Annotated in this window: 14 protein-coding genes; all 14 read right to left on the bottom strand. The window is 66.8% G+C overall.

The genetic code is table 11. The features are described from left to right. Positions 1-117: 117 nt before the first annotated feature. Positions 118-2,046 carry a potassium transporter Kup gene (locus ACUTAG_RS24850; RefSeq protein WP_006388516.1) on the bottom strand — a complete coding sequence of 643 codons (1,929 nt, stop codon included), beginning with the start codon at positions 2,044-2,046 and terminating at the stop codon, positions 118-120. Beyond that, positions 2,043-3,158 carry a sensor histidine kinase gene (locus tag ACUTAG_RS24845; protein WP_006388515.1) on the bottom strand — a complete coding sequence of 372 codons (1,116 nt, stop codon included), beginning with the start codon at positions 3,156-3,158 and terminating at the stop codon, positions 2,043-2,045. Before ACUTAG_RS24845 ends, ACUTAG_RS24850 begins: the two co-directional genes overlap by 4 nt. A gap of 86 nt (positions 3,159-3,244) precedes the next feature. Next, positions 3,245-3,916, bottom strand: coding sequence for a response regulator transcription factor (locus ACUTAG_RS24840; RefSeq protein WP_024068289.1), 672 nt, complete (start codon positions 3,914-3,916; stop codon positions 3,245-3,247). 65 nt (positions 3,917-3,981) lie between these two features. Beyond that, the gene (locus ACUTAG_RS24835) at positions 3,982-4,461 is read right to left on the bottom strand and encodes an ExbD/TolR family protein (protein ID WP_006388514.1); all 480 of its coding nucleotides are present in this window, start codon (positions 4,459-4,461) and stop codon (positions 3,982-3,984) included. After that, positions 4,461-5,450 carry a MotA/TolQ/ExbB proton channel family protein gene (locus ACUTAG_RS24830; RefSeq protein WP_020924431.1) on the bottom strand — a complete coding sequence of 330 codons (990 nt, stop codon included), beginning with the start codon at positions 5,448-5,450 and terminating at the stop codon, positions 4,461-4,463. The genes ACUTAG_RS24835 and ACUTAG_RS24830 overlap by 1 nt, the downstream gene beginning before the upstream one ends. Before the next feature lies 1 nt (position 5,451). Further along, positions 5,452-6,249, bottom strand: coding sequence for an energy transducer TonB (locus tag ACUTAG_RS24825; RefSeq protein WP_045952791.1), 798 nt, complete (start codon positions 6,247-6,249; stop codon positions 5,452-5,454). 657 nt (positions 6,250-6,906) lie between these two features. Continuing rightward, on the bottom strand, positions 6,907-7,152 hold the full coding sequence (locus ACUTAG_RS24820; RefSeq protein ID WP_028240142.1) for a DUF2274 domain-containing protein: 246 nt from the start codon (positions 7,150-7,152) through the stop codon (positions 6,907-6,909). Continuing rightward, a complete protein-coding gene (locus ACUTAG_RS24815; RefSeq protein WP_028240143.1) occupies positions 7,149-8,432 on the bottom strand; it encodes a TrbI/VirB10 family protein in 1,284 nt (427 codons plus the stop codon). Before ACUTAG_RS24815 ends, ACUTAG_RS24820 begins: the two co-directional genes overlap by 4 nt. Before the next feature lie 2 nt (positions 8,433-8,434). After that, positions 8,435-9,427: a P-type conjugative transfer protein TrbG gene (gene trbG, locus ACUTAG_RS24810; protein WP_028240144.1), complete on the bottom strand. Its 993-nt coding sequence runs from the start codon at positions 9,425-9,427 to the stop codon at positions 8,435-8,437. After that, complete coding sequence (gene trbF / locus ACUTAG_RS24805) at positions 9,424-10,128, bottom strand: conjugal transfer protein TrbF (RefSeq protein ID WP_028240145.1); 705 nt, start codon at positions 10,126-10,128, stop codon at positions 9,424-9,426. The genes trbG and trbF overlap by 4 nt, the downstream gene beginning before the upstream one ends. Before the next feature lie 12 nt (positions 10,129-10,140). Continuing rightward, the gene (gene trbL, locus ACUTAG_RS24800) at positions 10,141-11,517 is read right to left on the bottom strand and encodes a P-type conjugative transfer protein TrbL (RefSeq protein ID WP_028240146.1); all 1,377 of its coding nucleotides are present in this window, start codon (positions 11,515-11,517) and stop codon (positions 10,141-10,143) included. Further along, entirely contained in the window at positions 11,514-11,855 is a 342-nt protein-coding gene (locus ACUTAG_RS24795) for a hypothetical protein (RefSeq protein WP_028240147.1), read from the bottom strand. The genes trbL and ACUTAG_RS24795 overlap by 4 nt, the downstream gene beginning before the upstream one ends. A gap of 11 nt (positions 11,856-11,866) precedes the next feature. Beyond that, the gene (gene trbJ, locus ACUTAG_RS24790; protein ID WP_028240148.1) at positions 11,867-12,592 is read right to left on the bottom strand and encodes a P-type conjugative transfer protein TrbJ; all 726 of its coding nucleotides are present in this window, start codon (positions 12,590-12,592) and stop codon (positions 11,867-11,869) included. After that, positions 12,589-15,042 carry a conjugal transfer protein TrbE gene (trbE, locus tag ACUTAG_RS24785; protein ID WP_028240149.1) on the bottom strand — a complete coding sequence of 818 codons (2,454 nt, stop codon included), beginning with the start codon at positions 15,040-15,042 and terminating at the stop codon, positions 12,589-12,591. The genes trbJ and trbE overlap by 4 nt, the downstream gene beginning before the upstream one ends. Positions 15,043-15,055 lie beyond the last annotated feature (13 nt).

Here is a 15,055-nt window from a genome sequence, read left to right as displayed (position 1 = left end):
AGGCGAGGACGAGGATGAGAAAGGGGCAGTCCGGAGCGAACGCTCCGGACCGCAATCGTAGCCCCGCGCCCCCGCAACGCCAACGCGGCGGGCGCCTCAAGAACTCAACTCCCAGGCCTAAAGTTCGACCTGCATCCCCATCTCCACAACCCGATTCGCCGGAATCTTGAAAAACTTCGTGCTCCGCGTCGAATTGCGCGCCATGAACGAAAACACCGCCCGCCGCCAGCGCCACAAGGCCGGCTTCCTGGCCGCCACCACAGTCTGCCGCGAGAGGAAGTAGGACGTGCGCATCGGCTCCAGATCCAGCTCCGGATACGCCTCCGCCACCAGCCGCAGCGCCTCCGGCACGTCCGGATCTTCCTTGAAACCGTAGTTGATCGTCGCCGCCCAGCTCGACGCGCTCATCTTCTGCACCGTGAAGCGCTCGTCCTCGGACACATAGGGCACGTCGGCCACCCGGATAGTCAGGAACAGCACATGGTCATGCAGCACCTTGTTGTGCTTCAGGTTATGCAGCAGCGCCGGCGGCACATTGCCCGAATTCATCGTCATGAAGATCGCCGTGCCCGGCACCCGTGACGGCGGATAGGCCTCCAGCTGCTCCATGAATTCCTTGAGCGGCTGGCGGTCGCGCTGCTGCATGTCGGACAGCAGCCGACGGCCGCGGCGCCAGGTCATCATCAGCGTGAACACCACGATCGCCACCACCAGCGGCAGCCAGCCGCCTTCGTGGATCTTGAAGACGTTGGCCGAGAACAGCAGCACATCGAACAACAGCAGCAGGCCCAGCACCACGAACCACAGCATGCGCTTGGCGCCCGTCGTGCCCCGCGGCAGCACCGCGAACGCCAACACCGACGTCGTCAGCATCGTCCCCGTCACTGCGAAACCGTAGGCCGCCGCCAGGTTGTCGGAATTGCGGAACAGCAGCACCAGCACAAGCACCGCGCACAGCAGCAGCGCATTGACCTGCGGCAGGTAGATCTGGCCCTTCTCCACCGCCGACGTGTGCAGGATCTGCATGCGCGGCCAGAACCCCAGCTGCACCGCCTGGCGCGTCACCGAGTAAGCGCCCGAGATCACCGCCTGCGACGCCACGATGGTGGCCACCGTCGCCAGCGCCACCAGCGGCGCCAGGCCCCACTCCGGCGCCATCATGAAGAAAGGATTGCGGATCGCGCTGGGATCGCGCAACAACAGCGCGCCCTGGCCGAAATAGCACAACGTCAACGCCGGCAACACCATGCTGAACCAGGCGCTGCGGATGGCCGGGCGGCCGAAATGGCCCATGTCGGCATACAGCGCCTCGGCGCCGGTCAGCGCCAGCACCACCGCGCCCAGCAGCACGAAACTGATCCACGGGAATTCGACGATGAAGCGCAGGCCCCACATCGGATTGAGCGCCGCCAGCACCTCGGGCGTCTGCCACACCTGCCAGGCGCCCAGCGCCGCCAGCGTGCCGAACCACAGCAGCATCACCGGCCCGAACAGCTTGCCCATGGCGCCCGTGCCGTGCGACTGGATCGCAAACAGCGCCACCAGCACCACCAGCGCCAACGGCACCACCCACGCATCCAGCGTGTGCGACACGATGCCGATCCCCTCCAGCGCCGACAGCACCGAGATCGCCGGCGTGATCATGCTGTCGCCATAGAACAGCGCCGCGCCGAAAATGCCCAGCACGATCAATACCCAGCGCAGCTTGCCCTCGCGGCTGCGCACCGCCAGCTCCAGCAGGGCCAGCGTGCCGCCTTCACCGCGGTTGTCGGCGCGCAGCACCAGCGTCACGTACTTGAACGACACCACCACCATCAACATCCAGAACAGGATGGACAGCACACCCAGCAAGTGGGCCGGCTCCAGGTCGGTGTGCACGCTCAGCCCGGTGAGGCAGGCGCGCAGCGTGTACAGCGGACTGGTGCCGATATCGCCATACACCACGCCCAGCGCCCCCAGGACGAGAGCCGCGCGCGACGAAGGTGCATGCCCGCCGGCGGCGTGGCCGTTGGACGAGGGAGGAACGCTGACCGAGCCCTGGCTCATGATGTGGGTTCTTGCCGAGTGAGTTGAGCCCCCTTGCGAGGGCCGGGAAACACGACCGAAAGCCGCGTTCCGGAAAAATCCGGGCGGCTGGTGAGCTTCCACCAGGCGCCGTGGGCGTGCGCGATCTCGCGCACAATGGCCAATCCCAGGCCCGAACCGCCGGCGCTGGCCGACGGGGAACGATAGAACGCCTCGAAGACGCGGTCGCGTTCTTCGGGAGGAATGCCTGGGCCATCGTCCTCGACCGTCAACGAAGGCGGGTTGGCGCCCACGATCAAGGTGATCCGGCCGGTGGCGTTGCCGTAGCGCAGCGCATTGTCGATCAGGTTGCCCAGCAACTCGGCCAGCAACAACGGATCGGCGTCGATCCAGATCGGCGCATCCGGGGCCACCAGGTCCAGTTCATAGCGTGCCTCGCGCACCCGCGGAAACCACTCCGCGCCGTGCGCCCGCACCCATTCGCACAGGTCGATGCGCACGAAGCTGTCCTGCGGCCGGGCGTTGGGGTCGGCCCGCGCCAGCACCAGCAGTTGCTGGCCCAGGCGGATCATGCGATCACTGACCGCCTTGATGCGCTCGGCGCGCGCCCGCACATCGTCGGGCAGGGGCCGGGCCAGCATCAGTTCTGATTCCAGGCGCAGCCCCGACAGGGGCGTGCGCAACTGGTGCGCGGCGTGGCCGATGAAGCGCCGCTGCGCCGCCAGCGAAGCATCGAGCCGCAGCAGCAGGTCGTTGGTATGCGTGACCAGCGGTTCGATCTCGACCGGCACGCCGACCACTTCCAGTGGCTGCATGTCGTCGATGGAACGCTGGCGGATTTCCTCGGACAGGTGGTTGACCGAGCGCAGGCCGGAGCGCACACCCTGCACCACGACCCAGGTGAACAGGCCGATCAACGCCACCTGCCCCACCACCATCAGCCAGAAAAAGTCCTCCAGCATCCAGAGGGACATGTCGATCTTGTGGGTGATGACCCAGGTGGCGGCCAGGTCCAGCAGCACCAGCAGCAGGATGGGCGGCATCAGCCGGATGACCAGATGCCGCGCGAGCGAACGGGAGGGGAGCAAGGGGCGCGAGGCCGTAGGAGCGGGAGGAGTGCGTTCTAGCGTCATGACGCGGTGCCCTCGCTTAGGCGGGCAGGGATTCCGGCCGCCGCGGGCCGGCTACGCCAGCCGGCGCCAGGCGGCCAGGGAGGCCGTCAGGCCGTTTCCACATCCAGCATGTAGCCGAAGCCACGCACGGTCTGGATGCTGGCGCCGGTGCCTTCCAGGCGCTTGCGCAGGCGGTATACGTAGACTTCCACTGCGTTTTCGCTGAAATCGGCATCCCAGGCGGACAGGGAATTCACGATCTGGCGCTTGGTGACCACGCGGCCCACGCGGGCCATCAGCATTTCCAGCACGGACAGCTCGCGCACCGACAGCGACAGGCGCTGGCCATTGGCGCGGACTTCGCGGCCGACGGTGTCGAACACCAGCGGCCCGACTTCGATCAAAGGCTGCGCCTGCCCCGCGCGGCGGCGGCCAAAGGCGCGCACCCGGGCGGCCAGCTCGGGCAGTTCGAAAGGCTTGGTGACGTAGTCATCGGCGCCGGCATCCAGGCCGGCGACGCGGTCCTCGATGCCGTCACGGGCCGTCAGGATCAGCACCGGCACCTGGTTGCCGTCCTGGCGCAGTTGACGCAGCACGTCCAGGCCGCTCATGCCCGGCAGGTTGAGGTCGAGCAGCATCAGGTCATACGGCTGGCCTGCCAGCGCGCCCAGAACCCGGTCGCCGTCGGTGAGCCAGTCGACCGCATAACCCTGGTCGGCCAGAAATTCCTGGAGCGCATGGCCCAGGGTGGTGTCGTCTTCGATTACCAGAACTCGCATGCCGCGATTCTAGCGCGATCCCGAAAAAAACGGGGCGCGAAATGCGCCCCGCTGCCGGGAATCGTTCAACGGGCGGACGGTGCCGGGGCGGCTCCGCCTGCTGCCGGGGCCTCCCCCGCCGGCGCGCCCGAGGGCGGCGTGGTGACGAAGCCGATGCGCGTCATGCCCGACCGGCGCGCCGAAGCCATGACCTTGGCCAGGGTCTCGTAGCGGGTATTCTGGTCGGCGCGGATGCGGATCTCGGGTTGCGGCTTGGTGCCGGCGATCGACTTGAAGCGGTTCGGCAGGTCGTCGATATTGACCGGCTTTTCGTCCCAGAACAGCGCGCCGCCGGCATCGATGGCCAGATCCACGGTCTTGGGTTCTTCCTCGATCTGCTCGGCGGCCACCTGGGGCATGTTGATCTTGATCGAGTGGGCCAGCAACGGCGCCGTGATGATGAAGATCACCAGCAGCACCAGCATGACGTCGATCAACGGCACCATGTTGATCTCGGAAACCGTATGGCTCCCGGATCCCTTGCCCTCGAAGCTGCCAAAAGCCATTATTCGCTCCCGCGTTGAACCGCGGCGCCGTTACCGTGCTGGCGGCGCAGGGCGCGCACTTTGCTGTCCGACAGGGCCACTTGCTGGCCGGTCGTCAGGAAGGCGAACAGGTCGTGCGCAAAGGCATCCAGGCGCGACAGGTAGACGCGGTTGTTGCGCACGAAGGTGTTGTAAGCCAGCACCGCCGGAATGGCGACCGCCAGACCCAGGCCGGTCATGATCAGGGCCTCGCCCACCGGACCGGCGATGCGGTTGATGGTGACGCCATCGGACAGGCCGATACCGACCAGCGCATGGTACACGCCCCACACGGTGCCGAACAGGCCGACGAACGGCGCGGTCGAGCCCACCGAGGCCAGCACCGTCAGGCCGTTTTCGAGCTTGGCGGTTTCCTCGTCGATCACCTTGCGCATGGTGCGCGTGACGAAATCGCCGTTCGAGCCGGCTTCTTCCAGCTTGGTGGCGCCGAACTTGTTGTGATGCGCCTGGGCATGCATGGCGTGGCTGGCCAGGTGCGAGAACGGATCACGCGCGCCGTGCGTGGTGATCTCGTGCTCGACCTGTTCCAGCGAGCTGGAGTTCCAGAACTTGTTCAGGAAGTCGGCCGAGCGGCGGCGCATGCTGATGTTGCTGCCAACCTTGACCAGGATCAGGTACCAGGTCACCAGCGACATCAGGATCAGGATGATGAACAGGGTCTTGCCGACGAAGTCGCTCTGCGCGACGAAGTGCAGGAAGCCCATGTCGGGGACCGGCGCCGGTGCCGGCACCGGTGCAACCGCGGGCAGCGCGGCGGCGGCGCTGTGCAGCGCCTCCGCGGATTGCTGGACGGCGCCGGTGGCCTGCTGGACGATGCCGCCGGCCGCGGTGGCGGCTTGCTGGGCGGCGGGCGCCGCAGCGGCGGCGGCGGGTGCCGCGGCCGCCGGAGCCGCTGCCGGGCTGGTGGCCGCCTGCGCCACCAGGGTGGCGCTGTGCATTGCGTTGGACATCTCAGTTCCTCATTACGAAATCGAACGGAATTTTTGCTTTGGCGGGATAAGCCACGCCATTGCGGCTATAGGGTTTCATGCGGGCCTTGCGCGCGGCGGCCAATGCCGACTCGTCCAGCCTGGGGAAGCCCGAGGACGAATCGACGGTGGCCCGCTCGACCAGTCCCTGGGTATTGATTTCCACCAGCACCACCACCCGGCCCTCTTCCCGCATGCGGCGCGATGCCATCGGGTAGTTGGGCATGGGCCGTGCCCCCAGGTATTCGATCTGCGTTTCCTGCAGGATCTGGTCGGGCGGCGGACCCTGGCGCGGCGCCTGCGTGGTCTGCGCGCCTTCGGGGGTACCGGTGGGCGGTGTTTCGACGGGCGGCGTCTCGGGCTTGGGCTCGGGCTTGACTTCCTGCTTGGGCTGGGGCTTGGGTTTCGGCTTGGGCTTCGGCTTGGGGGCCGGCATCGGCGGTTTTTCGACCACCGGTTCGGGTTCGGGCTCCGGTTCGGGCTCCACCTTCGGATCCGGCTCGGGTTCGGGTTCGATCTCGGGCTGTGGTTCGGGCGGCGTTTCGGTCACCGGTTGCGGCACTTCCGGCGTGGGGTCGGCTTTGGCGATCTGGGGAGTGGGAGCGTCCACCACACTCACCATGATGGCCTCGGGTTCCTCCAGTTCAGGACGGTTCTCGGGAGCCAGGTAAATGGCATAGACCACTGCGGCGTGTAGCGCAACGACCGCCAGGCCAGCGCCTACGCGTATACCAAGGGAAGACGGCGGTGAAGTGTTCAAACCACGTTGAAAGCTAGGCATGAATCAGCCAGGGTGCATTAACTTATCTGGCCAGCCAGGAAAACGCGCGCCACGGGCGCGCGCCGGCTGACCGGTACAAGCCAAACATCATATCTTAAATGCGAATGATTCGCACGTCATATTTCGTCTGCAATAGCGTAACACTCCGATGCTCCGCCAACCCTGCGCGCGCGCAAACAAGCCCGCAACCCGCACAGGAACGAACACACACCACGCGCTCTTTCGCCAGCGCCTGCGCCACGGAGCCTGCGCGCACCGCATCCACAGTGCGCATCCACAGTGCGCATCCACATGACTCGCGTCCGCAAGCCTGCCCAGACGCCCCCCCAGACGCCCCACATGCGCACGATAAGCGCAAAAACAAAAAAGTGCCGGTGTCAAGTCTTTCGTGTAAATCACGAAGGGCTTGAAACCGTATGTGGGGCAGTAGGTTAGCTCTTTTCGGGGCCGCTTTGCAGCACTGCGGCTTCGTGGGCTAGGAGCCACATAAGAGCGTCGGGAGGGGAAGCCGCATCGCACTGTGTCGTGCTTGATTGCCGAGGAACGGCGGGCCTGCCGCATCATCATAGCCCAAGAGGCTTGGCGGCATCCAGAACGAAGAACGCGCAGCCTTGGGGCTGCGCGTTCGATGGATGCGGCGGGCGATGTACGACACCATCATGCCGGCTTCGATGGCGCGCTCCGCGTGGCCGTGCCCTTCCTGAATCCCCTGTCTCCCGCCATGAAGGCTTCCAGCATGTGCGGGATCAGCGTCATGGCATCTACCGCCTCGCCATACGCCTGCGCGTGCAGCGCGGCGTAGCGATCGAGGTCGGCTTTCAGGCTGGCCGGACAGGCGAAGGTCAGCTTGACGCTTTCGGTCTTGGGCAGCGGCCCGAGCCGCAGCTTCTTGGTCGTGCTCATTGCGAAGCCCCCCGGTTGAAGAACAGCGGCTGGTACGGCCGCAGCACAAGATCCCGGTTGACGATGATCCGCACCGGCAGGCCGGGCCGGCTGGTCAGCGTGGGTTGGATGTTCATGTTGCGCCGGGTCATCTCCTGGCCGACCTGATTGATGCTGTCCTGTGCGCTGTCGCGTCCGGCGATGACGATGCGGTTGCCGTCCTGGCGGTTCTCCGGCGCGGCCAGCTCGGCGCCAACGCCCAGCAGCGTCGTCAGCACAGCACCGGCGACGATGCGATCCCAATGCCAGTCCACGTCGTCTTCCAGGCCGGCGTAGCCGGCCGGGTCGGTGCCCACGAGGTTGTCGAGCGTCAGCGAGGACGTATCGGGCAGGATGATCCGGTTCCACACCACCTGCACGCGGCTCTGCCCGTAGCTGACCTGGCTGTTGTAGCGCCCGAGGATGCGCGATCCCTGCGGGATCAGCAGGAACTTGCCCGTGGCCGTGTCATAGACCGGCTCTGTCACCGTGGCGATCACGTCGCCCGGCAAGTCCGACTTGATACCTGTCACCAGCGCGCCGGCGATCACCGTGCTCGCCATCACCTGATAAGGCGATGCCGGCAGCGCCAGGTTGCCGGAATTGCGGGTTTCCGTAGAGCCGCCTTTCAGGAATGCCTCTTTCTGGTCTTGCCGGTTCTGCACGGCGGTCGGATCGGCTGGCTGTGCAGCCACAGAGGCCGGCCCGGCAGCGAGTGGGTCGAAGGCCGCGAGCGCGCTGGCAGCGCCAGGCACCCCCGGCGCCGCCTGCGCCACCGTGGCGGCGGCCTGGCCTTGGCCGCCCGAGCGGAAGAACACCGACGAAGCCGCCGCCGCATCAGCTTCCTTGCGCAAGGCATCCTCGGGATCGTGACCCGGAGGCGTATAGGCCGGTGTCACCGGCTGCTGCGAGTTCACGATGGCCGGGCCAAGATCGCCCGGTAGTGGCGGCCCCAGTTCGGGTGCGGCGGGCGGCAAGGCCGGCAGCTTCGAGTAATCGGTTGGCAGCGCGTCCAGCCCTTCGGACTTCGACACGCGATCGACGTTGTAAAGCTCGGCCTGCTCGCTGGCTCCGCGCCGCTGCGGCTGCAATGACCAGATCGTGGCCCCGAACACGGCGACCGACAGGCCGCCGGCAAGGATGGCCAGCGTGCGCCGATTCAGGCGCGTGACCGGGCGCGGCTGGGCGCGCAGCGCCACCGCCTCGGGCGCTACCTTGCCCGCCTGCGGCGTGGCAAGGTCAGGGGCGTCGTCTTGGCTCATGGTCAGTTCCTCCGCGCAACGCCGTCCGTGCGCTCGATTCGCACCACGTCGCCCTTGTCACTGCCCAGGCGCAGTTCGGCCGCGCCGAACAGCCGATCCACGATGTAGTACGGCGAGCGGAAGCGGTAGTTCACCAGTTGTCCATCGCCCTGCGCGCCGATGACGAACAGCGGTGGCAGCTCGCCTTGCGCGATGCCCGGCGGAAACTGGATATAGACCTTCTCGCCGTCATCGAAGGCGCGCAGCGGCTTCCACGGCGGATTGCTGCCGCTGATCGCGTAGCGGAACCGCAGCTTCTCCAGCGACAGTCCGGTATCGACCGGGGCGGCGGCACTGGCCGCCTGCGCCTGGCGCTGCAATGCCAGCATCCGGTCGCGCGGGTACTCCCATGACGCCGACGCCATCCACGTCTTTTCCGTCGAGGTCAGCTCAAGCAAATAGGTGCGGCGGCTGGTAGTGATGACGAGGTTGGTCTTGAGGCTCGAGCGAATCGGCTTGACCAGCACGTTCACGCGCAACTCGGCGCCGCTGCCGCTGGACGTGTCACCCACGATCCAGCGCACGGTATCGCCGGCGGCTACCGTCACCAGTTCTTCGCCCGGCTGGAGCGAAATCACGGTCACGCGACCCACGGCGGCATAGACCTGATACAGCGCGCCATCGGTGAAGGGCCAGACTTGAATCGCGTTGACGTAGCCCTCGCGCGTGGGTGCGACGCGGGCCTCGGCATTGGCGCGCGAGACGCGCACCTTCTCGTCGGCCGGTTCCGGCGTGGGTTTGGCGTCTTCTGCTTCGGGCGCTGGCTTCAACTGCGCCGGCATCGGCAACACCTCGGGTACGGCCACCACCTCCACCGGCGCGGGCGGCTCGGGCAGCGGCTGAGCCTGCACCGGCTCATCGAGCGAAATCACCGGCGGCGGTTTGCCCTGCGTGGCGCAGCCCGCCAGGGCCGCAAGCATCAGCACGGAAACGTAAATACGGAAAGACAGGTTCATGGCTTGGCTCCTTCGGAAGAATCCAGTTCTCGGCTCCACGACAAGCCGTTGACGTAGATGCCCAGGGGGTTCTTGCGCAGGCGTTCTTCGGTGCGCGGCGGCTGGAGCACGATGGACACCACGGCCGTCCACCGCTCTAGGCCAGCCGCGGCGCCGTTGACGTAGCGGCGTTCCGTCCAGCGCACGTTGAAAGACGTGTCGCTGGCGCGCACGACGCTGGCGATCTGCACTGTCACCGACTCCCTGCCGATGCGTGCGAATGGGTCGTTGACCCGCGCGTAGTCGTTGAGCACGGCTGCGCCCTTGTCGGTCGTATAGTCGTAGGCGTCCAGCCAGTTTTGGCGGACGACGATGGGGTCGATGGACAGCGAGCGCACCAGCGTCACGAAGCGCGCAATGTGGTGCGCGGTCTGCGCATCGTTGGGCCGGTAAGGCGTGGCGGCTTCGCCGACGGCGCGCACCTGGCCCGCGCTGTCCACCTCCACCACGTAGGGCGTCACGATGGACTGCGCCGAGCGCCACACCAGGCCGCCAGCCATCAGCAGCGCGAGTGTCAGGCAACCGAAGGCCATCAGCCGCCAGTTCTTCGCCTGCACGCGCGGCGAGCCGATACGCTCGTCCCATACCTGGCCGGCAGCTTGGTACGGCGTGGCAGGCTGCGGCGTGTCGGCATAGCGCACCTGCGGTTTCTTGAATCGCATTGTCAGTTCTCCTTATGAATCGGAATCGCGCAGGCTCGGCCCCTGGCCGGAGCCGCCGCCGTCGCCGCCGCGCAGCGCATGGGCGGTGGTGGTCGCGGCATGGGTGAGTTGCTGGCGGCGATGCAGCCGCTTGGCCCAAGCGGGCTGTGTATTGGCTGCGCCGGACGTGGCCTCGCCTGCGGCGGCCTGGCCGGATGCTCCGGCTGCCGAGTCGCCGTCAGCCGCCTGGCCGTTCCAACCAGAGCGGAAGGGAGCTGCCATGCGTTGCCCAGCAGCGGAAGCACGGGATGCGATGCCGCGCCCGGCGGACTGCGCGCCGGTCTTGGCGACGTTGCCCAAGCCGGCCATCGCGCCCTTCGCGCCACCGCCTGCGGCGGCGGAACCGGCCTGAAACGCCGAGCGTGCGCTGCTGGCCGTCGAGGCGGCAGCACGCGCGCCGCTGCCAGCGAGCTTGGCGGCGGCAGGCGCCATGCGCGCCCCGGCCATGACGGCGCCGCCTACGCCCGTCGCGGCAGCTCCGACGGCAACGGCCGTGCCGGCGGCGCCGACAGCGGCCCCGGCCATCGCGCCCGCGCCGAGTTGCGGCGCACCGGACACCAGGCCCGTGGCGATACCGGGGCCGAAGATCCCGAGCGCCAGCAAGGTGAGCGAGGCCAGCATGATGACCAGCGCATGGTCGATGGAAGGCTCGGCGGGATGGACTTGGAACTCCGCGAACACGCCCGAACCGATGCCGACGATGACAGCCAGCACCAAGACCTTGACGCCAGACGACACCACGTTGCCAAGCACCTTTTCCGCCAAGAAGCTCGTCTTATTCCAGAGCGCGAAAGGCACCAGCACGAAGCCTGCGAGCGTGGTCAGCTTGAACTCGATCAACGTGATGAATAGCTGGATCGCCAGCACGAAGAAGCTCAAGACCACAATCAGCCAGGCGAGGAACATCACCGTGATGGCGTCAAGATTGACGAACACCTCGGGGAAGCCGGCCATCTCGCCGACTTGCTCCAGAATCGGCGCTCCTGCGTCGATGCCGGTTTTCGCCAGCCGGCCCGGCTGCAAGAAGTTCTCCATCGTGATGGCCGAGCCGGTGGCGGTGATGCCCAGCCCGGCGAAGGAGCGGAACACGATGCCGGCCAGCCAGTTGAAGTTGCCGATGATGTAGGCGAAGGCACCGACGTAGAGCACCTTGCGCAGCAGCTTGGCGATGACGTCCTCGCCCTGGCCGGTGGCGTGGCTCATCGCCCAATACAGTCCGGCGATCGTCATGTCGATGACGATCAGCGTTGCGGTGAGGAAGGCCACTTCGCCCTGCAACAGCCCGAAACCCGAGTCGATGTAGGCGGCGAAGATACTGAGGAAGCGGTCGATGATGGTCACGTCATTCATGGCGCGTCCTCTTGATCGGATGCGGCCGGCGATTCGCTGCCGTCGTCCGATTCGGCCGGTGCATCGAAACTTGGCGGGATCGGCGGCAGGTCGGCCAGCGTCTGGTACTCATCCGGCCCGGCCTGGCCGGAGAAGAAGCGCCGCCGGAAGGCTTCGGCGGCGGCGCGGCAAGCGTCCTCGCCCGTGGCCTGCCGGTCGGCCGCGCATTGCGCGCGCAATGCCTTGAGCCGCACGGGATCGGCGGTCAGGGCATCGGCAAGGTTGTCGGTCGGCTGCTCGCTGCAAGCGGCCAGCAGCGCCACAAGCAGCGAAACCGACAGGGCGAGGACGCATCGCATGGCGGCCTCCGTCAGTTGCCGTAGAAGTCCACGCGCTGCGGCGTGTACGGCGTGCCTTCACCCAGGAAGCGCCGCCGCACCTCGCGGGCGCGTTCGGTGGCCGCCGCCTGCCGCGCCAGCTCCAGCGAGGCGGCCCGGTCTTGCGTGATCTGGAGCCGCTGCGACTGGATCGACTGCTTGGCCTGCAAAGCCAGCAACTGGTTCATGGCCTGCATCGCCTGCAACGCGCCTTCGGCCGACTGGCTCTTGCCCACGAGGTCGGCCAGCACGCTTTCGTCTTCGCCCAGGTTCTGCGATACCTGCGCTTGCATCTGCATGGTGGTCTGCAAGCCGTGGAGCGTGTTCCTCCAACGCTCCTGCGCGTCGCGGTACATCTGGTCGCCGCTGACGGTGGCGGCGTACTGCTCGGGATACAGGCGCGCGAACTCCCGATCCAGATTCGTCACGTCGTAGGCCAGGCCGCGCGCCTGGGCGATTAGCCGCTCGGTCGTCGCCAAATTGGCGCGCAACTGGTTCACCACGCTGGACGGCAGGCTGGCGAGGTTGCGCGCCTGGTTCATCAACATCTGCGCTTCGTTCTGAAGCTGCTGGATCTGGTTGTTGATCTGTTGCAACGTGCGGATCGCGGTCAGCGTGTTCTGCACGAGGTTCGTGGGATCGACCACGACCCATTGCGCATGGGCGGTGGCGGTGCAAAGCATGGCCGCGATGGCGGCGGCGATAAGGCGCTTATTCATGGCAGGTTCTCCAGAGGTTGGTCAGCGAGGGAACCCGGCGCGAGGCCGGGGAACGAGGGCAGCAGGTCGGCCGCCCAATCGAGGCCGCGATGGCGCAGCCAGGCGCCCGCGAAGCCGGGCACGCCGGCGTCCAGCAGCACGCGGTCTATGTCGCGCTGGTCTTGCGGCGTGGAAGCGCCCGCAAACGCCAGAGCCGCCGGCCCCAGGTCGAGTTCGAACAGGCGGTTGCCGAGGCGGGATTGGTAGTAGTAGTCGCGCTTGGGCTGCGCGGTGGCGACGATCTCGATCTGCCGCCTGTTGAGGCCGAAGCCCTCGTAGATCGTGCGAATCTGCGGCTCGGTGGCCTGCGGGTTGGGCAAGAAAATCCGACTCGCGCAGCTCTCGATGATCGCGGGCGCGATGCTCGAATCCTTGATGTCGGCGAGGCTCTGCGTGGCGAAGATGACGCTGACGTTCTTCTTGCGCAGTGTCTTGAGCCACTGGCGGATACGCGCGGCAAACACCGGGTCATCGAGGAACAGCCACGCTTCATCAAGGATCAGCAGCGTGGGCGCCCCGTCGAAGCGTTCATCGAAACGCGCAAAGAGGTAATGCAGCACGGCCATGACGGCGGCCTTGCTGTGCATCAGCTCCTCCATCTCGAAGCACTGCACGTCGGCCATGCCCAGCCGGTCGTGGTCGGCGTCCAGCAGCTTGCCGTGGGCGCCACCCAGCACATAGGGCGACAGCGCTTGTCGCAGCGTGTTCGATTGCAGCAGCACGGAAAGTCCCGTCATCGTGCGCTGCTCCACCGGCGCACCGGCGAGACTTCCCAGCGCCGACCAGATAGCCGCCTTCTCGTCGGGGCCGATCGCCACGCCTTCGTGCAGCAAGCGGCCTTCGATCCATTCGGCGGCCCAGGTGCGGTAGCCCTCACGGTCGATGCGCGCGAGTGGCTGGAAGGCGATTTCGCCATCCGTGCCCAGGTCGTAGTGTTCGCCGCCCAGGCCGAGGATGGCGGCCCGCATGGAGCGGCCCATGTCGAAGGCGAAGATGCGCGAGCCGCGATAGCGGCGAAATTGCATCGCCAGCGTGGCGAGCAAGACCGACTTGCCCATGCCGGTCGGCCCCGCGACCAGCGTATGGCCCACGTCGCCGATGTGCGTCACCAGCCGGAACGGCGTGGCGCCGTCGGTGCGTGTCACGATCAGCGGGGGGCCGTCGAGGTGTTCGTTCTTCTCCGGCCCGGCCCATACCGCCGACACCGGCATCATGTGCGCCAGATTCAGCGTCGAGACGATGGGCTGGCGCACGTTGGCGTAAGCATTGCCGGGGAGCGAGGACAGCCAGGCATCCACGGCATTGAGCGTTTCAGGGATGGTGACGAAGCCCCGACCCTGGATGACGCGCTCCACCATGCGCAGCTTCTCGTCTGCGACGGCGGCGTCCTCGTCCATGACGGTGACGGTCGCCGTCAGATAGCCGAAGGCGACTTGATCGCTGCCCAACTCCTGCAAGGCGGCGTCGGCATCGGCGGCCTTGTTGTTGGCGTCGGTATCGACCAGCGGGCTTTCCTGCTGGAAGATCGTTTCGCGCAGCAGCGCGATGACGTTCTTGCGCTTGGCGAACCACTGGCGGCGCAGGCGGGAAAGTTCTTTTTCCGCCTCGGCTTTGTCGAGGCAGAGAAAGCGCGTGCTCCAGCGGTACGCAAAACCGAGGCGGTTGAGGTCGTCCAGAATCCCCGGCCAGGTCGAGGTCGGGAAGCCCCGCACCGACACCAGCCGCAGGTGCTGATCGCCTAGCATGGGCGCCAGGCCGCCGATCAGTGCGGAATCGGTGAGCAGCGCGTCGATGTGGAACGGCACTTCGGGCACGCCGACGCGGTAGCGCCGCGTCGAGATGGTCGCGTGCAGGTAGGTCAGCGTCTGCGCGTCATCGAGCCAGTCAATTTCCGGCATCACGCCGTCGAGCAGGTCAAAGACGCGATCCGTTTCCGCGACGAAGGCTTGCAGCCGCTCGCGCCAGTCCACGCCATTTGTCGGCGTGTTCTCGTAGAGCATCTTGGCTGCACGAGCACGGGATTCCTCCGGCGGCAGGTACACCAGCGTCAGGTGATAGCCGCTCTCGAAGTGATGGCCGGATTCCTCAAACGCGGCCCGGCGTTCTTCCTCCACCAGCCACGAAAGCGGCTCGGGAAACTCCGAGCGCGGATAGTCGGCGGCCGCATGGCGCTCGGCTTCGATGAATAGCGCCCAGCCCGATCCCATGCGGCGCAGCGCGTTGTTCAGTCGCGCCGACGTGGCGATCAGTTCGCCTTGCGTCGCGCTGTCGAGGTCAGGCCCGCGAAACCGGGCCGTGCGCTGGAAACTGCCGTCCTTGTTCAAGACGACGCCCGGCGCGACCAGTCCGGCCCAGGGCAGCCAGTCGGCCAGCAAGGCCGGGCGCTGGCGGTATTCGGCGAGATTCAGCATCGCGGCGTCCTCC

The sequence above is a fragment of the Achromobacter sp. CSND-B12 genome, assembly GCF_052906545.1.
This window is presented reverse-complemented; position numbering and strand designations above follow the sequence as displayed.